The organism is Streptomyces uncialis, assembly GCF_036250755.1.
Taxonomy (GTDB): domain Bacteria; phylum Actinomycetota; class Actinomycetes; order Streptomycetales; family Streptomycetaceae; genus Streptomyces; species Streptomyces uncialis.
Genome location: NZ_CP109583.1, coordinates 3994571 through 4012206 on the forward strand (window position 1 = coordinate 3994571; position 17636 = coordinate 4012206).

Annotated in this window: 13 protein-coding genes; 4 read left to right on the forward strand and 9 right to left on the reverse strand. The window is 72.6% G+C overall.

Translation table 11 applies throughout. The annotated features are described in order from the left end of the window. Nucleotides 1-551 precede the first annotated feature (551 nt). Together OG711_RS16410 and rsmI are read right to left on the reverse strand one after the other, a co-directional pair. Nucleotides 552-950, reverse strand: coding sequence for a hypothetical protein (locus OG711_RS16410; RefSeq protein WP_329559585.1), 399 nt, complete (start codon nucleotides 948-950; stop codon nucleotides 552-554). A 227-nt stretch (nucleotides 951-1177) separates the two neighbouring features. Then, nucleotides 1178-2023 carry a 16S rRNA (cytidine(1402)-2'-O)-methyltransferase gene (gene rsmI / locus OG711_RS16415; protein WP_073783760.1) on the reverse strand — a complete coding sequence of 282 codons (846 nt, stop codon included), beginning with the start codon at nucleotides 2021-2023 and terminating at the stop codon, nucleotides 1178-1180. A 162-nt stretch (nucleotides 2024-2185) separates the two neighbouring features. Between rsmI and OG711_RS16420 the strand changes: the two genes are divergently transcribed. The 3 genes from OG711_RS16420 (at nucleotide 2186) to OG711_RS16430 (ending at nucleotide 7954) form a co-directional block, all read left to right on the forward strand. After that, complete coding sequence (locus tag OG711_RS16420; RefSeq protein WP_073783758.1) at nucleotides 2186-3925, forward strand: dolichyl-phosphate-mannose--protein mannosyltransferase; 1740 nt, start codon at nucleotides 2186-2188, stop codon at nucleotides 3923-3925. A 486-nt stretch (nucleotides 3926-4411) separates the two neighbouring features. After that, on the forward strand, nucleotides 4412-6052 hold the full coding sequence (locus OG711_RS16425; RefSeq protein WP_329559586.1) for a penicillin-binding transpeptidase domain-containing protein: 1641 nt from the start codon (nucleotides 4412-4414) through the stop codon (nucleotides 6050-6052). Nucleotides 6053-6244: 192 nt separating this feature from the next. Then, on the forward strand, nucleotides 6245-7954 hold the full coding sequence (locus tag OG711_RS16430) for a penicillin-binding transpeptidase domain-containing protein (RefSeq protein ID WP_329559587.1): 1710 nt from the start codon (nucleotides 6245-6247) through the stop codon (nucleotides 7952-7954). A gap of 706 nt (nucleotides 7955-8660) precedes the next feature. On the opposite strand, the gene OG711_RS16435 is transcribed toward OG711_RS16430, so the two are convergent. The 5 genes from OG711_RS16435 to OG711_RS16455 form a co-directional block, all read right to left on the reverse strand. Further along, nucleotides 8661-9452, reverse strand: coding sequence for an SDR family NAD(P)-dependent oxidoreductase (locus OG711_RS16435; RefSeq protein WP_073783752.1), 792 nt, complete (start codon nucleotides 9450-9452; stop codon nucleotides 8661-8663). Between the two features lie 55 nt (nucleotides 9453-9507). Further along, entirely contained in the window at nucleotides 9508-10749 is a 1242-nt protein-coding gene (locus tag OG711_RS16440) for a serine hydrolase domain-containing protein (protein WP_329559588.1), read from the reverse strand. 75 nt (nucleotides 10750-10824) lie between these two features. Continuing rightward, nucleotides 10825-11616 carry an energy-coupling factor ABC transporter ATP-binding protein gene (locus OG711_RS16445; protein WP_266508883.1) on the reverse strand — a complete coding sequence of 264 codons (792 nt, stop codon included), beginning with the start codon at nucleotides 11614-11616 and terminating at the stop codon, nucleotides 10825-10827. Nucleotides 11617-11677: 61 nt separating this feature from the next. Further along, the gene (cbiQ, locus tag OG711_RS16450; RefSeq protein ID WP_329559589.1) at nucleotides 11678-12439 is read right to left on the reverse strand and encodes a cobalt ECF transporter T component CbiQ; all 762 of its coding nucleotides are present in this window, start codon (nucleotides 12437-12439) and stop codon (nucleotides 11678-11680) included. A gap of 4 nt (nucleotides 12440-12443) precedes the next feature. Beyond that, nucleotides 12444-13511 (reverse strand): energy-coupling factor ABC transporter permease, encoded by a 1068-nt coding sequence (locus OG711_RS16455; RefSeq protein ID WP_329559590.1) that lies wholly within the window; start codon nucleotides 13509-13511, stop codon nucleotides 12444-12446. Between the two features lie 240 nt (nucleotides 13512-13751). Between OG711_RS16455 and OG711_RS16460 the strand changes: the two genes are divergently transcribed. Next, nucleotides 13752-14123, forward strand: coding sequence for an SsgA family sporulation/cell division regulator (locus OG711_RS16460; RefSeq protein ID WP_329559591.1), 372 nt, complete (start codon nucleotides 13752-13754; stop codon nucleotides 14121-14123). A 37-nt stretch (nucleotides 14124-14160) separates the two neighbouring features. Here the strand turns inward: OG711_RS16460 and OG711_RS16465 are convergent, their stop codons facing one another. Both OG711_RS16465 and OG711_RS16470 read right to left on the reverse strand, forming a co-directional pair. Then, nucleotides 14161-14709 carry a hypothetical protein gene (locus OG711_RS16465; RefSeq protein WP_329559592.1) on the reverse strand — a complete coding sequence of 183 codons (549 nt, stop codon included), beginning with the start codon at nucleotides 14707-14709 and terminating at the stop codon, nucleotides 14161-14163. 653 nt (nucleotides 14710-15362) lie between these two features. After that, nucleotides 15363-17633: an MMPL family transporter gene (locus tag OG711_RS16470; protein ID WP_329559593.1), complete on the reverse strand. Its 2271-nt coding sequence runs from the start codon at nucleotides 17631-17633 to the stop codon at nucleotides 15363-15365. Nucleotides 17634-17636 lie beyond the last annotated feature (3 nt).

Here is a 17636-nt window from a genome sequence, read left to right on the forward strand (position 1 = left end):
CTTTGCTTGCGCTTCCCAGGTCCGTCCGGCGGGGCGCGCTTGTTCCTGTGCCGTCGCGCGGTGGTTTCGCGCAGTTCCCCGCGCCCCTATCGGGGCGCCATCTGCCGGTTCTTCGGGTCGGTGCCGGTCGGGATTCTCCGTCCTCGATCCGACACGCTCGGTAAGACGTCCATCGGAGCTACTGAAGAGCATCGGAGTCTGCGGGCAGAGATTCCCGCCCACCCCCTCCCGCAGCCCCGCGACTGCGCGAGGAGGAGGGTGAACAACAACAGCAAGGGGCTGAGGCGCCCCCGAAGGGGCGCGGGGAACTGCGCGAAAGACGAGGGCGGACCCGCACCCGAAGAGCGACCGCAAGGGGGCAGCATCCAGGGGCGCGGGGAACTGCGCACCCCACGAGCGACGGCACGGGGACAAGTACGTCCACCCGGACGAACCTTGGAAGCCCAAGCGAAGGCGGCCCCGCGGGGGAACTGCGCACCCCACGAGCGACCTGTGCGGGGGCAAGTACGCCCGGCACAGGAAACCTCGGAGGCGCGAGCGAAGGCGACCCGCTACTTCGAAGGAGTGCGGTGGAAGGCGTGGAGGAGGTCCGAGAACCGCCAGTGGTGGTGGGGCCGCTGCTCGGGCGGCGGCGCGGCGTCACCCCCGGCCTCCTTGGGCGGCTTCACCGGCGGCCGCAGCAACCGCTGCACGGACGACACCTGCCCGGCCCGCATGATCCGCACCACATGCCCCCCGCACCGAAGGCACGTGGGCCTGCTCAGCGGCGACGGAACCCGCTGCCCGTCCGCCAGGTACGTGACGTACGCGTGCTCCTCCCCGTCCACATGGTGCTCGATCTCGTACGACTGCTCCCAGCCGTGCCCGCACCGCATGCACGCGAACGAGTACGACTCATGAACGACGGCGGTCGCCGATGCGCGGTGGCCGGTCCCGGTGATCTCACTCATGCCAGCTCCTCTTGCCCTGCGGGACAAGCGCCGCCGGAGGCGCCGAATGCGACCTCGGCGGCGGCAGGGGGACGATGCGTCCTCCTCACCCCAGTGGACGCCTCCGCCCGCGCCGACGCATCAAGCCTGTCGAGTGTTGGCGGCGATTTGGGGAAGTGCTGCCCGAAGCGGCCGGAGCACGGGTGCGGCTTTACCTTCCACGGTAGTCCTTTACCCGTCGTTGGTGCTCATCGAGCCGCGTTCTTTGCCGCCACGACCGCGTCGAACACCGCACGCTTGGGAACGCCCGCCTCCGCGGCGACCGCCGCGATCGCCTCCTTGCGCCGCTCGCCCGCCTCCTCCCGGACCTGGACCCTGCGCACCAGCTCCGCCGGGTCCAGCTCCGCGGCCCGCTCGGGCGCGCCCTCGACGACGACGGTGATCTCCCCGCGCACCCCCTCCGCGGCCCACGCCGCGAGGTCCGCGAGGGGGCCCCGCTTGATCTCCTCGTACGTCTTGGTCAGCTCGCGGCACACCGCGGCCCGGCGGTCCGCGCCGAAGACCTCCGCCATCGCCGTGAGGGTGTCCGCGAGGCGGTGCGGGGACTCGAAGTACACCAGGGTGCGGCGTTCCTCGGCGACGTCCCGCAGCCGGGACAGCCGCTCGCCCTGCTTGCGGGGCGGGAAACCCTCGAAGCAGAAGCGGTCCACCGGCAGCCCCGACAGGGCGAGGGCCGTCAGCACGGCGGACGGGCCGGGCACGGCGGTGACCCGGATGCCGTGCTCCACCGCGGCGGCGACCAGCCGGTAGCCCGGGTCGGAGACCGACGGCATGCCCGCGTCCGTCACCAGCAGGACCCGGGAGCCGCCCGTGAGCGCCTCCACGAGTTCCTTGGTGCGCGCGGACTCGTTGCCCTCGAAGTACGACACGACCCGCGCCGTCACGGGGGTGTCCAGGCCCTGCGCCAGTCTGCGCAGCCGCCGGGTGTCCTCCGCGGCGATCAGGTCCGCCGCGCGCAGCTCCGCCGCGAGGCGCGGCGGGGCGTCCGCGAGGTCCCCGATAGGGGTTCCGGCCAGTACGAGAGTCCCACCCACATCTGTCACGGTTCCATCCTCCCAGGGCGCGGCGGACCGTGTCGCCGAGGGCGGCGGGCAGCCCCGGGAGGGGGCCGCGCGGGTGTCCGGGGCCCGTACCGTACGGCGCCCGCGGGGGCGGGTGCGGGCACGTTCCCCAGGTCCGTTCCCTACGATGGCGCGGTGACGAGTACCGCGTCCTCGACGGACACCCGGCAGGACCAGCCCGCCGCACAGCACCCTCCGGCGTGGCGGCACCGCCTGCGCCGGTTCGGCTGGACGCCCCGCCCCGGAGCGGACGTCCGGACCCGGCTGGTGCCGCCGTACGCGGAGCCGAGCCCCCGGCTGGCGGTGGTCCTCGGACTGCCCGCGTCCGCCATGGACCGGCTGACCCGCTGGTCCGCCTGGCTGGGCCCGCTGGTGGTGGCGCTGTTCGCGGGAGTGCTGCGGTTCTGGCAGCTCGGCAGCCCGAAGGCGGTGATATTCGACGAGACGTACTACGCCAAGGACGCCTGGGCGCTCCTCCAGCGCGGCTACGAGCTGGAGTGGCCCAAGGACATCAACGACGACGTCCTGCGGGAGGGCTCGGCGATCGCCCTGCCGGAGGCCGCGTCGTACGTGGTGCATCCCCCGGTGGGCAAGTACCTCATCGGTCTCGGCGAGTGGATGTTCGGCTTCACGCCGTTCGGCTGGCGGTTCGTGACCGCGGTGCTGGGCACCCTGTCGGTGCTGATGCTGTGCCGGATCGGGCGGCGGCTGTTCCGCTCGACGTTCCTGGGCTGTCTCGCGGGCGCGCTGCTGGCGATCGACGGTCTGCACTTCGTGATGAGCCGCACCGCGCTGCTCGACCTGATCGTCATGTTCTTCGTGCTGGCCGCGTTCGGCTGTCTGCTGATCGACCGGGACCGGGCACGGGCCCGGCTGGCCGCCGCGCTGCCGGCCGGTCCGGACGGGGTGCCGCGTCCCGACGCGTCGATCGCGGACACACTGCGGCTCGGCTGGCGGCCCTGGCGGATCGCGGCCGGGGTGAGCCTCGGGCTGGCGTCGGCGACGAAGTGGAACGGCCTGTACTTCCTTGCGGCGTTCGCGCTGATGGCGGTCCTGTGGGACGTGGGCGCGCGCCGGGTCGCGGGGGCCCGGCTGCCGTATCTGTCGGTCCTGAAGCGGGATGTGTTCCCGGCGTTCCTGGCGACCGTGCCGGTGGCCCTCGTCACCTACGTCCTGACCTGGACGGGCTGGATCCTCTCGCCGTCGAACGGGAAGGGCGGGTACTTCCGCGACTGGGCCGCCACCAGCGGCCAGGGCGGCTCCTGGACCTGGCTGCCCGACTGGCTGCGCAGCATGTGGCACTACGAGGCGGTCGTCCTCAACTTCCACAAGGGCCTCAGCTCACCGCACCAGTACGAGTCGAACCCGTGGAGCTGGCTCGTCGCCGGGCGCCCCGTCTCGTACTTCTACGAGTCCCCCGCCCCCGGCAAGGACGGCTGCCCCGCGGACACCGTCGACAAGTGCGCCCGTGAGGTCCTCGCGCTGGGCACCCCGCTGCTGTGGTGGGCGGCCTGCTTCGCGATCCTGTACGCGCTGTGGCGCTGGCTGCTGCGCCGCGACTGGCGGGCGGGGGCGGTCCTGTGCGGGATCGCCGCCGGATATCTGCCGTGGTTCCTGTACCAGGAACGGACGATCTTCTACTTCTACGCCGTGGTCTTCGTGCCGTTCCTGTGCCTGGCGGTGGCGATGCTCGTCGGCGCGCTGCTGGGCCCGAAGGGTTCGTCGGAACTGCGCCGCACGGTCGGCGCGGCGGGCGCGGGTGTCCTGATCCTGCTGATCGCGTGGAACTTCGTCTACTTCTGGCCCATCTACACCGGCCAGGCCATCCCCATCGACTCCTGGCGAGCCCGCATGTGGCTCGACACCTGGATCTGACACCAGGAGCGCCCGCCCCAAACGGCCAAGGGGAACCGACCCGCACCCCAAGAACGACCGCAATGGGCAGCACCCAGGGGCGCGGGGAACCGCGCGAAACCGACCCGCACCCCAAGAACGACCGCAACGGGGCAGCACCCAGGGGCGCGGGGAACTGCGCGAAACCGACCCGCACCCCAAGAGCGACCGCAACGGGGCAGCACCCAGGGGCGCGGGGAACTGCGCACCCACGAGCGACGGCACAGGAACGGATTACGCCCACCCGGACAGACCTGGGAAGCCCAAGCGAAGGCGACCCGCGGGGAACTGCGCACCCACGAGCGACGGCACAGGAACAAGCGCGCCCAGCACAGGAACCCCAGGGCCGCGCGAGCCAACAGAGCGGCGGCGCAGGCGGGTTGACCGACATCCGCCACACCGTGGCTCCGCGCCCCCCACTAGGCTGACCGCACGGTCGGGGGTGGCGGTCCACGGGGAGGCGTCGTCATGCGAGGTGGAGCCAAGGCAGCCGTCATAGGCGGGATGTTCGCCGCCTTGGTCGGCGGCGCGGCCTACAGCGGGTACGCGTTCGTGGACGGCCTGCGGGGCGGCCACGGCCCGAAGGTGCTGGCCGAGCCGACCCGGACGGGCACACCCACCGCGTCCGAGGTCGCCGCGGTCGCGAAGGCGTTCTTCGACGGCTGGCAGAGCGGTGACACGCGTGCGGCGGCCCGGGCCACGAACGACGCGGTCGGCGCGGAGGAGATGCTCGTCGGGTACCGCGACGAGGCCGGGATATCCGGGGTGGAGATCACCGCCGGCACCCCGCGCGACACCCGTGTCGCGTACCAGGTGCGGGCGGTCGTCACCCACGGCGGCAAACGCGCCCGGCTGGCCTACGAGTCGGAGCTGCACGTCGTACGGGGACCGGCGAGCGGGCGGGCCCTGGTGGAGTGGAAGCCGTCGGTGCTGCATCCGGAGCTGCTGGACATCGGGGACGTCCTGGTCACCGGCGAGGCGTCGAAGCCGCAGGTGAAGGCCGTCGACCGGGACGGCGAGGCGCTCACCGCGCGGACGTACCCGTCGCTGGCGCCGGTCCTCGACCAGCTACGGGAGAAGTACGGCGACCGTACGGGCGGCACCCCCGGGATCGAACTGGCCGTACGGCACGCGAGCGGCGCGCCCGACACCCCGCTGCTCACCCTGAGCAAGGGCAGACCCGGGACCCTGCGGACGACACTGAGCGCGCGGGTGCAGCGCGCCGCCGAACGGGCCGTGCTGCGGTATCCGGAGTCGTCGGTGGTGGCGGTACGGCCGAGCACGGGTGAGGTGCTGGCGCTGGCGAACCGCCGGAACGACGGGTTCAACGCGGCGTTCCAGGGGCAGTTGGCGCCCGGTTCCACCATGAAGATCGTCACAGCGGCGACCCTGATCGAGAACGGCGTCGTCACCGCGGACGACCCGGCGCCCTGCCCCGACGAGGCGGTGTGGCAGGGCCAGGCGTTCGGCAACATCGCCGGCCTCGAACCGGACCTCACCGCCACCCTGCTGACCAGCTTCCAGCGGTCGTGCAACACCGCGTTCGTCAGGCTCGTCGACGAGAAACCGCTGACGGACGAGTCCCTCACCCAGGTGGCCCGGGACAGGTTCGGGCTGGGCCGGGACAACTGGACGACCGGGATCGCGTCGTTCGACGGCCGGGTGCCCCCGTCCACGGGACCCGACCGGGCGGCCGGCGCGATCGGCCAGGGGCTGGTGCAGATGAGTCCGCTGAACATGGCGTCGGTCACGGCCACGGCGATGACGGGGACGTTCCGTCAGCCGTTCCTGGTGCCACGGTCCCTGGACGACCGGAGGTTCGCGCGGGCGGAGGGCCTCTCGCCGGACACGGTCACGCAGTTGCGGCGGATGATGGAGGCGACCGCGCGGGTGGGCACCGGGGCCGGGGTGATGGCCGGGCTCGGCGGGGACATCGGGGCGAAGACCGGGTCGGCGGAGGTGGACGGGCAGTCCCGTTCCAACAGCTGGTTCACCGGGTACCGCGACGACATGGCCGCGGCGGCGATGACGCAGAGCGGCGGACGCGGCGGTGACGCGGCGGGCCCGATCGTGGCGGAGGTGCTCCGCGGCGGCCCCGCCGGAGGCTGAGGCGACGCCGTCCGGGGCGGTGGGACGTGTCCGCCGGAGGGGCGTGGCGGGTGGGAGGCAACCCCGGCGCGGTCCGCGGGCTCCTCGGTGGTGGGAGCGCGAAGTGAGGTTCCGGGCCCTCGCGTTCTAGGGTGGGCACGGGTCACGGCACCGGGAACGGCCGTCGGGTCCCGTGGGAACAACGGAGGATGTGTGGGCAAGAGAAGGCGCGGCGAGCGTCCGAGTGCGCGACCGGTACTGCTGGGCGGGACGATCGCGGTGGTCGTCGCCGGGGCGGGACTGACCGCCTGGGCGCTGTCCGGGGACGGCGGTCCGGGCGGTGCGGCCGGGGGCGGCAAGCCCGAGATCCCGAAGGGGCCGCCGTCCGCGGTGGAGGTGTCGAGGACGGCCGAGGGCTTCCTCACCGCGTGGCGGGGCGGCGATGTGGAAGCCGCCGCCGCCCTCACCGACGACGCCTCGGCGGCCCGCGCCGCCCTGACGGGTTTCCGCAAGGACGCGAAGGCCGGTGCGCCGGTGCTCACCCCGGGCACCAAGGCGGGCGCCACCCTGCCGTTCACCGTCAGGACGACGGTCACCGGCGGCGGGAACAGCGAGCCGCTGTCGTACGGTTCCGAACTGACCGTGGTCCGCCGCGCGTCGGACGGCAAGGTCCTCGTCGGCTGGAAGCCGTCCGTCGTCCACCCGGAGCTGAAGGCCGGTGACCGGCTGGTGACCGGCGACGCGGGCACCCCGCCGATCAAGGCGCTGGACCGGTCGGGCGGTGAGCTGACCGCGAAGAAGTACCCGTCGCTGGTGGGTGTCCTGGACGCGCTGCGCGAGCGGTACGGGGACAAGGCGGGCGGGAAGCCCGGTGTCGAGCTGCGGATCGTGCGGGCCGCGCCGGACAAGGACGCGAAGGGCCCGAAGGACGCGGCGGACGCCACGGGCACGGCGGGGAGCAAGGCGGAGAAGGTCCCGGACAAGACCCTCCTCACCCTCGCCGAGGGCACCCCCGGCACCGTACGGACCACGATCGACGCCGGTGCGCAGAGCGCCGCCGAGAAGGAGACCGCCAAGCGCAAGCAGGCCTCGGTGGTGCTCCTCAAGCCGAGCAGCGGGGAGATACTCGCGGTCGCCAACTCCCGTCCGGAGGGCTTCAACACCGCGTTCCAGGGGTCCCTCGCCCCCGGCTCCACCATGAAGATCGTCTCGGCGGCGCTGCTGCTGGAGAAGGATCTCGCGAAGTCGGACAAGAAGCACCCGTGTCCCAAGTACTCGTCTTACGGGGGCTGGAAGTTCCAGAACCTGGAGAAGTTCCAGATCAAGAACGGGACGTTCCGCGCGAGTTTCGCGTCGTCGTGCAACACGGCCTTCATCACGCAGTCCAAGAAGCTGAAGGACGACGACCTGACCAAGCTGGCCCAGGACGTCTTCGGGCTCGGCCGCGACAACTGGTCGATAGGGGTGCCGTCGTTCGACGGTTCGGTGCCCGTGCAGCAGGACGCGTCGAAGGCGGCGTCGCTGATCGGGCAGGGCGGGGTCCGGGCCAACCCGCTGAACATGGCGAGCGTCGCGGCGACCGCGAAGACGGGCACCTTCAAGCAGCCGTACCTCGTCGCCCCCGACGTGGACGACCGGACCCTGGCGCGCACACCGCGTGCGATGGACGGCGACGCGCAGCGCCAGCTGCGGGACCTGCTCCAGTACACGGCGACGTCCGGTTCCGCCGCGGAGGCGATGGCCGGGCTCGGCGCGGACATCGGGGCGAAGACCGGGTCCGCCGAGGTCGACGGCCAGAAGAAGCCGAACGGCTGGTTCACCGCCTGGCGCGGTGACGTGGCCGCGGCGGCCGTCGTCCAGGAGGGCGGCCGGGGCGGGAAGTCCGCGGGGCCGCTGGTCGCGAAGCTGCTGAAGTCTTCTTGAGCGGGTCGCCTTCGCTTGCGCCTCCGAGGTCCGTCCGGCTGGACGAACTTGTTTCCTGTGCCGTCGCTCGGTGGTTTCGCGCAGTTCCCCGCGCCCCTGGATGCTGCCCCTTCGGGATTGTTCGTCGGGTGCGGGTCTGCCCTCGTCTTCGCGCAGTTCCCCGCGCCCCTTTGGGGCGCGTCCTGTGGGTTCTTCGGGTCGGTGCCGGTCGGGATTCTCCGTCCTCGATCCGACACGCTCGGTACGACGTCCAGCGGATCTACTGAAGAGCATCGGAGTCTGCGGGCAGAGATTCCCGCCCACCCCCTCCCGCAGCAGCGCGACTCCGCGAGGAGGGGGTTTGAAACCCGACCCCGGTTGCTGCTCGCCCGCAGACGGACGGCAGCCCCCAGTTGGGGCGCCCCTTCAGGGGCGCGGGGAACTGCGCACCCCCGGAGTACCCGAACAGGAACAAGTACGCCCAGGTGGGGAACCCCAGGGGCGCGAGGAACTGCGCACCCCACGAACGACGGCACAGGAACGAAGTACGCCCAGCACAGGAAACCCAGGGGCGCGGGGAACTGCGCGAGAGCGACCCGCACCCCAAGAAGCGACCGCAACGGAGCAGCATCCAGGGGCGCGAGGAACTGCGCACCCACCGAGCGACGGCACAGGAACGAAGTACGCCCAGCCGGACGGACCTCGGTACTCGGCGGGCCCCGGGGCTCTACGCCTCGTCGAACGACACCGCCCTGAACGCCGTGTTGACGGCCAGCAGCCCGCCGTCCACGGGAAGCGACACCCCCGTGATCCACGCCGCGTCGGAGGACGCCAGGAACGCGACGGCCGCCGCGATGTCCTCCGGCTCCCCGACCCGCCCCAGCGGGTAGAGCCCCCCGACGCGGTCGACGTCGTTGCCCTGTTCGGACCACGCGGGCGTCCGCACCGTCCCCGGCGCGACGAGGTTGACCCGTACCCCCCGCCCGGCGGCATGCCCCGCGAGGGTCCGGGTCAGCGACATCAGTCCGGCCTTCGCCGCGCTGTAGGCGTGACAGCCGAAGTCCTGGATGCCGTTGACGGAGCCGACGTTGACGATCGCGCCCCGCCCGGACGACACGAGGGCGGGCAGCGCGGCCCGCGCACAGCGGTACGCGCCGGTGAGGGTCACCTCCAGATCGGTGTTCCACACCTCGTCGGACCCGTCCTCGAACAGCGGGGTGTCGGGATGGCAGGCGTACGCGTTGTTGACCAGCACGTCCAGCGATCCGAACGCCTCGACCGCGCGGGTGACCGCCGCGTCGACCTGCCCCCGGTCGGTCACATCGCAGCCGAACGCCTCCGCCGTGCCGCCCGCGTCCCGGATCTCCGCGACGACCCGCGCCGCGTTGTCCATGTCGATGTCCGTGACGAGGACCCCCGCGCCCTCCGCCGCGAACCGGCGGGCCGTGGCCGCCCCGATCCCCCGGCCCGCGCCGGTGATCATCACTCCGTGTCCTTCGAACCGCGCTGTACGAGTCATGACCGGAACGTACCCGCCATGATCGTGTCCCGACGAGCCCCGGGCGGCCCCCGGTTCAGCCGGCGAGCGCGCTCCGTACCGCGCGGACCAGTGCCTGGGCGCGGGCGTCGGACGTCACCGACTTGCGCAGCCCGTTGGTGACGTAGCCGAAGGCGGTGCCGCTCTGCGGGTCGGCGAAGCCGAGCGGGCCGCCGCGGCCGGGGTGGCCGAACGAGCCGGGGCCCAGCAGCGGTGACGCCGAGCCGTGCAGCATGAACCCGGCACCGAAGCGGGTGGTGATGACGAGGACCCGGTCGGGCCCGGCGGACGCCTCGGCCCGCGCGAGGTCCAGGGTCGCCGGGTCGAACAGCGGCGGGGCGCCGTCCACCGGACCGATCAGCGCGGCGTGGAAGCGGGACAGCGCGCGGGCCGTCATGATCCCGTTCGACGCGGGCAGCACGGCCGCCCGGTACGCGGGGTCGTTCTCGTCGGGCACGGGGCTGATCGCGGCGAACGCCCGCCGGGTGAGGGAGCCGGGGTCGGCGTACGCCTCGGACACCCCGCGCCGGGGCCGCAGCCGGGGACCGTCGGACGCGCTGACGGGTGCCTCGGTGGAACCGATGCGGCCCACCCGCCGCGCCCGCTCCGGCGGCAGTCCGACCCACAGGTCGAGGCCGAGGGGCCGGGCGATCTCCTGGTCGACCCAGGTCCCGAAGGGGACACCGGTGACCCGGCGGACGAGTTCGGCGGTCAGCCAGCCGTAGGTGTGGGCGTGGTAGCCGTGGTCGGTGCCGGGCTCCCAGAACGGCCGCTGCGCGGCGACCGCGGCGGCGGTGCGCTCCGGATCGGCGGCCTCGGCGGGGGTGAGCGGCCGGTCCAGGGCGGGTATCCCGGCGCGGTGGGCGAGCACATGCCGGACCAGGGTGCGTTCCTTGCCCTCGGCCTTGTACTCGGGCCAGTAGGCGGCGACGGGGGCGTCGAGGTCGAGTTGCCCGCGCTGGTGCAGCAGGAGCAGCGCGGCGGCGGCCACGCCCTTCGTCGCGGAGCGGACGATCTGCGCGGTGTCCTGCCGCCAGGGCTCGCCGCCGGGTGCCGCGTCCACGTCCCGGGTACCGGCCCACAGATCGGCCACGGGCCGTCCGTCGCGGTGGACGGTGAGCGCGGCGCCGCGCTCACCGCGTTCGGTGAAGTTGCGGGCGAACGCGTCCCGGACGCCCTCGAACCCTTCGGCGACCGTCCCGTGCACGACCGGCGGCGTACCGGTGTCCGCCGTCGTGGCCGTACCCGTGGCCGTACCCGTGTCCGTCGTCGCGCTCATGTCCTCGTCCCCCGTGTCGCGGTGGTGGCGTCCCGTGTAACCGCCACCGGGTCACCGGGATTCCCGGCGGGCCCGTCAGCCGCCCGGGACGGCCCGGGGGTCGAAGCCGAACGGCAGTTCCAGGCGGTGGCGCCGCATCAGTTCCGGGTCGCGGAGCAGGGTGCCCGTCGGTCCGTCGGCGGCGATCACGCCCTCGCTCAGGACCAGCGAGCGGGGGCAGAGTTCCGCGGCGTACGGGAGGTCGTGGGTGACCATCAGGACGGTGACGTCCAGCGCGCGCAGGATGTCGGCGAGTTCGCGGCGCGCGGCGGGGTCGAGGTTGGACGAGGGCTCGTCGAGGACCAGGATCTCGGGGCGCATCGCGAGGACCGTGGCGACGGCGACCCGGCGGCGCTGGCCGTAGGAGAGGTGGTGCGGGGGGCGGTCGGCGTACGCGCTCATCCCGACGAGGCCGAGGGCTTCGTCGACCCGTTCCGACAGCCGGGTGCCGCGCAGTCCGGCGGTGGCCGGGCCGAAGGCCACGTCCTCGCGGACGGTCGGCATGAACAGCTGGTCGTCGGGGTCCTGGAAGACGAGGCCGACCCGGCGGCGGATCTCCGGCATGGTGCCCGGGCCCACCGGCAGTCCGGCGACGGTCACGCTGCCCGCGCCGGGGGTGAGGATGCCGTTGAGATGGAGGACGAGGGTGGTCTTCCCGGCGCCGTTGGGGCCGAGGAGGGCGACGCGTTCGCCCCGGCCGATCCGCAGGTCCACCCCGTACAGGGCCTGGTGGCCGTCCGGGTAGGCGAAGGCGAGGCCCGCCACCACCAGCGAGTCCGGTTCCCGTGCCGTTCGTTCCCCGCCGTGCGGGAGCGCGCCCGTGTCCACCCGTCCGCCACCTCTTCCGTGAGTTCCCGCTGTGCCGGTGACGGGCCTGCCGTCGTGTTCCTCACCGGGTCCAGGCCAGGACGCACAAGGGCAGCGCCGAGGCCGGGAGGGCCAGGGCGCGTACCCACTCGGTGCGGCCCGTGGGCACCGGTTCGGTGACCCGGAGGGTTCCGGTGTAGCCGCGGCTGAGCATCGCCAGGTACACCCGCTCGCCCCGTTCGTAGGAGCGGATGAACAGCGTGGCGGCGGTCCGCGCCAGGACACCCCACTGCCGTATCCCCCTGGCCGTGTACCCCCGGGACTCCCGGGCGATCCGCATCCGCCGGGCCTCGTCGGTGACCACGTCCCCGTAGCGGATCATGAACATCGCGATCTGGACCAGCGGCTGCGGCAGCCGCAGCCGCTCCAGTCCGAGGAGCAGTCCGCGCAGTTCGGTGGTGGCGGCGAGCAGTACCGACGCGGCCACCCCCAGGGTGCCCTTGGCCAGGACGTTCCACGCGCCCCAGAGTCCGTCGACGCTCAGGGACGCTCCGAGGACGTCGGTGCGTTCCCCTTCGGCGACGAACGGCAGCGCCACCGCGAACACGACGAACGGCACCTCGATCAGCAGCCTCCGGCCCACCAGTCCGGCCGGGAGCCGGGCCGCGCAGGTGACGGCGCCGAGGAGCACGGCGTATCCGGCGAAGGCCCAAACGGCGGTGCGCGGTGTCGACACGACGACCAGGACGAAGCACAGGACGGCCGTCAGTTTGGTGTGCGGCGGCAGCCGGTGCACCGGGGTCCGGCCGGGGACGTACAGCTGGTGGGCGTGGCCCGCGCCCATGCCGTCAGCCGGCCTTCCCCTGGTCTCGCGGTGCGTCGGGGCCCCGGCGGCGGCGCACCGCCAGGAAGACCCCGGTACCGGCGGCGACCGTGACGCCCACCCCGATGATCCCGGCGAGTCCGCCGGAGATCCGGGCGTCGGTGAGGTCCCCGACGCCGTAGTCGGCGAGCGGCCAGCCGGCCGTGTCGTGTTCGCGGGCCTTCGCGTCGATGCCCCGGTCGGCGGCGACCTTCTCCAGTCCGTCGGGTTCGGCGGAGGCGTAGAAGCTGACGAACCCGGCCAGTACGAGCGACGCGGCGAGTCCGCCGAGCCAGACCTTCCGGTGCGAGGTCCGGGGAGCCGTCCGCGGCTGCGGGGCCTCGACCGGTTCGCCGCCGACCCGCAGCTTCAGCGGCCGGGCCAGGTCCCGGGCCCCGTACACGAGGTCGGGGCGCACGGCGAGGACCGCGCCGACGGTCAGCGCGGTGATCACCGCTTCCCCCATCCCGATGAGGACATGGACGCCGACCATCGCGGTGGCGACCTTCCCCAGCGGTACGTCGGTGGTGCCGCCGACCGCGTACACGAGGGTGAAGGCGAGCGCCGCGAGCGGTACGGAGACGAGGGCCGCGGCGAACGCGGAACCGGTGACCGCCCGGCGGCCCCGGGGCAGGATCTTCACCAGGACCCGGAACACCGCGTAGCCGCTCAGCGCGGTGACCACGCCCATGACGGTGATGTTGACGCCGAGCGCGGTGAGCCCGCCGTCGGCGAAGAGGACGCCTTGCAGCAGGAGGACCACGGACAGGCACAGGATCCCGGTCCAGGGGCCGACGAGGATCGCGGCGAGCGCCCCGCCCATCAGATGGCCGCTGGTCCCGGCGCCGACGGGGAAGTTCAGCATCTGCGCGGCGAAGACGAACGCGGCGACGAGTCCGGCGAGCGGCGCGAGCCGTTCGCCGGAGGTCCCGCTGCCGGGCGGCCCGGCCAGTTCCTCGCGGGCGCCCCGGAGGGCGACGGCGACGGCACCCGCCGCGACGGCTCCGGCGGCGAGGGAGACGGGGATGTCGATGAATCCGTCGGGCACATGCATGGGCGGCCTCGCTTCGTCACGTGCGGGCAGGAGCATGTGGTGGCCGCGGGGGCGCGTCGGGGCCGCCCACCGTGCGGGGGAGGCCGCCGGTCGAACCGTTCGATGATTGCCCCTCTTGCGAAGCCCTCGCAAGAGTGCGCGGGCCCCGGCGGTCGCGGGATTCCGGAAAACGCAAATCGTAAATCACGGAAATATGGGACATTGGATGACGAGCAGCGAATGAGCGTGAGGAGCCCGCTGATGACCGCCGTCGAGCAGCGCGCACGAGCCCGCGTCGTCACGGACTTCGCCGGGGAGCGCTCAGCGGTCCCCGTCGCCCTGTCCTACGACCCCGAGAGCGACCCGGGCGCCGTCCATATGACCCTTCCCCCCGGCCTGGGCGCCACCCCCGACGACTGGGTCTTCACCCGGGAGCTGCTGGAACGCGGGCTCAGGGGCCCCGTCGCCAACGGTCCCGTCAGCATCTGGCCGTGCGGACGCGCGCAGGCGATCGTGGAGCTGCACTCGCCCGGCGGGGTGTCCCTGGTCCAGTTCGACTCCCGCGCCCTGACCCGTTTCCTCGGCCGCACCTACGAGGCGGTGGCGACGGTCCGGGTCAACCGGCTGCGCTGAACCATGAGGCCGACCGCCCGTCACGGACGACCCCTCCCTACGGCAGGACGGTCACCCGACCCGGCCCTTCGTCCACCTCGGTGTGCAGCGAGTACGTGACGATGTTGCCGAGGTCGGTCGAGAGCCGCGCGACCAGCCTCTCCAGCGCGGCCACCCAGGCGGCGGGCGCGTCACCGGGCGCCACCACCGACAGATGCAGGGTGCCCGACGGACCCGTCGCCGTCCCGTCGGCCACCGCCCCACCGGCCGTGAGACCCGGGGGCGGCGGGTCGAGCTCCCGCAGCGCGCGTTCCCGCAGGTCGGCGAGGAGTGCCGGGCGCGGGTCGAGGAGCGGTTCCAGGGACCGCCACACGAGGTGACCGGTCACCAGCCGGACGTCCTCGCCGCGCGCCCGGGGCGCCAACACACCCAGCAGCCCCAGCCGGAACAGCACGGTCTCCAGCTGCGAGACGACGACCGACGAGGCCGCGCTCAGCTCCGCGAGGGTCAGCCGCTCCCCGCCCGCCCGCTGATGCCGGACGAGCGCGGTCACGATCCGCCCGGACGCGCCCGGGAACAGCGCGGAGATCGGCTCGGCGAAGTTCATGGCTCTCCCGGTCGTGACGGCACGGACAACACAGTCGTCCGTCCCCATGGGCATGACGGCACGGACACACGGCCGCCCGTCCCCCGTAGGCGGGCACCGACCAGGGAACGGACGACCACCCCCCACGCTAATCCCCCACCCCGCCCGTTCCCACCGCCCCCCGAACCACTCCCGCTCCACCCAAAGCACTAGTCCCAAGGTCCCGCCCGGGAGTGCCCCCAAAGGGGCGCGGGGAACTGCGCAAAGACGAGGACGGCCCGCACCCGAGAAGCGACCGCAAGGGGGCAGCATCCAGGGGCGCGGGGAACTGCGCACCCACGAACGACGGCACAGCAACGAAGTACGCCCAGCACAGGAAACCCAGAGGCGCAAGCGAAGGCGACCTGCGGGGAACTGCGCACCCCACGAACGACGGCACAAGAACGAAGTACGCCCAGCCGGACAGACCTAGGAAGCCCAAGCGAAGGCGACCCGCGAAGGCGAAGGGCGCCCCCACCGGCCGAAACCGGTGGGAACGCCCTTCGCAGGAGATGCAGGAGAGGTACGGGGACCCGAGGTCAGGGACCCGGAGCCCAGGTCAGGGACTCCAGGTCAAGGAGCCCAGGTCAGGGACCCGAGGTCAGGAACCCGGAGCCCAGGTCAGGGGCCAGGGATCAGACGCGGACCAGCTCCCGGTCCTCGTCCCCCTGACCGCCCCGGCCGCTTTCGGAGCCCGTCGAGTCGAGCTCACGCAGCCCCTCACCCTCGACGTCCACATTGGGCAGCGCCCGGTCCAGCCACTTGGGCAGCCACCACGCCTTCGCCCCGAGCAGCGCCAGGACGGCCGGCACGATGGCCATCCGCACCACGAACGCGTCGAAGAACACGGCGATGGCGAGACCGAAACCGATCATCTTGATCATCTGGTCGCTGGCCCCGATGAACCCGGCGAAGACGGCGATCATGATGACGGCCGCGGCCGACACCACCCGCGCCCCGTGCCGGAACCCGGTCACGATCGCCTGGCCGGGCCGCTCCCCGTGGACGTACGCCTCCCGCATCCGGGTCACGAGGAACACCTCGTAGTCCATCGCGAGACCGAACACCACACCCACCATGAAGATCGGCATCATCGACATGACGGGCCCGGTCTCCGCGACCCCGAAGAGCCCGGCGAGCCAGCCCCACTGGAAGACCGCGACGACGGCGCCCAGCGCGGCGAGCACCGACAGCAGGAACCCGAGGGCCGCCTTCAGCGGCACCAGCACCGACCGGAACACGATGATCAGCAGCAGGAACGCGAGGCCCACGACCAGCGCCAGATAGGGCAGCAGCGCGTCGTTCAGCTTCTCGGAGACGTCGATGTTCATGGCCGTCGCACCGGTGACGGTGACCTCCGCGCCATGGTCGGACTTCAGCCCCGCACCCGCGTCACGGATGGCGTGGACCAGGTCCTCGGTCTCCGTGCTGCTCGGCTTGAAGTTCGGGATGACACTGATGATCGCCGTGTCACCGGTCTTGTTGAACGTGGCCGGGGCGACGGAGACGACCCCGTCGATGCCTTCGATGGTCTTGCCGACCTCGGCGACCGCGCCCTTCGGGTCCTCGGCGTCCTGGACGTCCGTGACGATCATCAGCGGACCGTTGAAGCCCGGCCCGAATCCGTCGGACAGCAGGTCGTACGCCTTGCGCTGGGTGGTGTCCGTCGGCTGCACACCGTCGTCGGGCAGACCGAGCGCGAGCGATCCGGCGGGGATCGCGGCGGCGCCGAGTCCGACGACACCGATCAGCAGCACGGCGATCGGACGGCGGATGACGAAGCGGGCCCAGCGTGTACCGAGGTTGGACTTCTCCTCCTCGGCACCGGTCGCGGCGACCGGGGCGGCGGTGGCCGCCGCCTTGTCCTTGTGTGCGCCGCGCAGCCGTCCCTTGGCGCTGGTGGGACGGATCTTGCGGCCGGCGTAGCCGAGCAGCGCGGGGATCATGGTGAGGGCGATGAGCACCGCGATGGCGACGGTACCGGCGGCGGCGACACCCATCTTGGTGAGCATCGGGATGTTGACGACGGCGAGTCCGACGAGCGCGATGACGACGGTGAGTCCCGCGAAGACGACGGCGGAACCGGCGGTCCCGACCGCGCGTCCGGCGGCGTCCTCCCGCTCACGGCCCTCGTCCAGTTCCGCGCGGTAGCGGGAGACGATGAACAGCGCGTAGTCGATACCGACCGCGAGGCCGATCATCATCGCGAGGGTGGAGGTGGTCGTCCCCAGGTCGAGGACCTTCGCGAGGGCGGTGATGGAGGAGACGCCGATCCCTACGCCGATGAGGGCGGTCAGCAGCGGCAGTCCGGCGGCGACGAGGGAGCCGAGGGTGATCACGAGGACCACGGCCGCGAGGCCGATGCCGATGATCTCGGCGGTACCGGTGTGCGGCATGGCCTGGAGGGCGTCACCGCCGACCTCGACGGTCATCCCGGAACCCCGCGCGTCCTTGGCGGCGTTCTCCAGCGCGTCGCGGGAGCTGTCCTCCAGCTCCATGCCGTTGACCTTGTAGGTCACCTGGGCGTACGCGATCGTCTCGCCCTCGTTCAGCGACTTCGTCTGGAACGGGTCGGTGGCGCTGGCCACCTGCTTGTCCGCGGTGAGGTCCTTGACGGCGGTCTGGACGGCCGACTTGTGCTCGCCGTCGGTCATCCTCTCGCCCTCGGGGGCCTTGAAGACGACCCGCGCGGTCGCGCCGTCGGCGGCGGAACCGGGGAACCGCTCTTCGAGCAGGTCGAAGGCGCGCTGCGCCTCCGTCCCGGGTATGGAGAACGATCCGGCGCCGGGTGCGGGCGCGGTGGCGGCACCGACTCCGGCGAGGGTCAGGAGCGCCACCCATATCAGGGCGACGAAGTGGCGGCGGCGGAAGGCCAGCCGGCCGACTTTGTACAGGAACGTGGCCACGGA

Bases quoted from the DNA above. Each gene is read 5' to 3' on its own strand.
- OG711_RS16410 (WP_329559585.1), bottom strand. From the start codon at position 950: ATGAGTGAGATCACCGGGACCGGCCACCGCGCATCGGCGACCGCCGTC.
- OG711_RS16425 (WP_329559586.1), top strand. From the start codon at position 4,412: ATGCGAGGTGGAGCCAAGGCAGCCGTCATAGGCGGGATGTTCGCCGCC.
- OG711_RS16435 (WP_073783752.1), bottom strand. From the start codon at position 9,452: ATGACTCGTACAGCGCGGTTCGAAGGACACGGAGTGATGATCACCGGC.
- OG711_RS16440 (WP_329559588.1), bottom strand. From the start codon at position 10,749: ATGAGCGCGACGACGGACACGGGTACGGCCACGGGTACGGCCACGACG.
- cbiQ (WP_329559589.1), bottom strand. From the start codon at position 12,439: ATGGGCGCGGGCCACGCCCACCAGCTGTACGTCCCCGGCCGGACCCCG.
- OG711_RS16455 (WP_329559590.1), bottom strand. From the start codon at position 13,511: ATGCATGTGCCCGACGGATTCATCGACATCCCCGTCTCCCTCGCCGCC.
- OG711_RS16460 (WP_329559591.1), top strand. From the start codon at position 13,752: ATGACCGCCGTCGAGCAGCGCGCACGAGCCCGCGTCGTCACGGACTTC.
- OG711_RS16465 (WP_329559592.1), bottom strand. From the start codon at position 14,709: ATGAACTTCGCCGAGCCGATCTCCGCGCTGTTCCCGGGCGCGTCCGGG.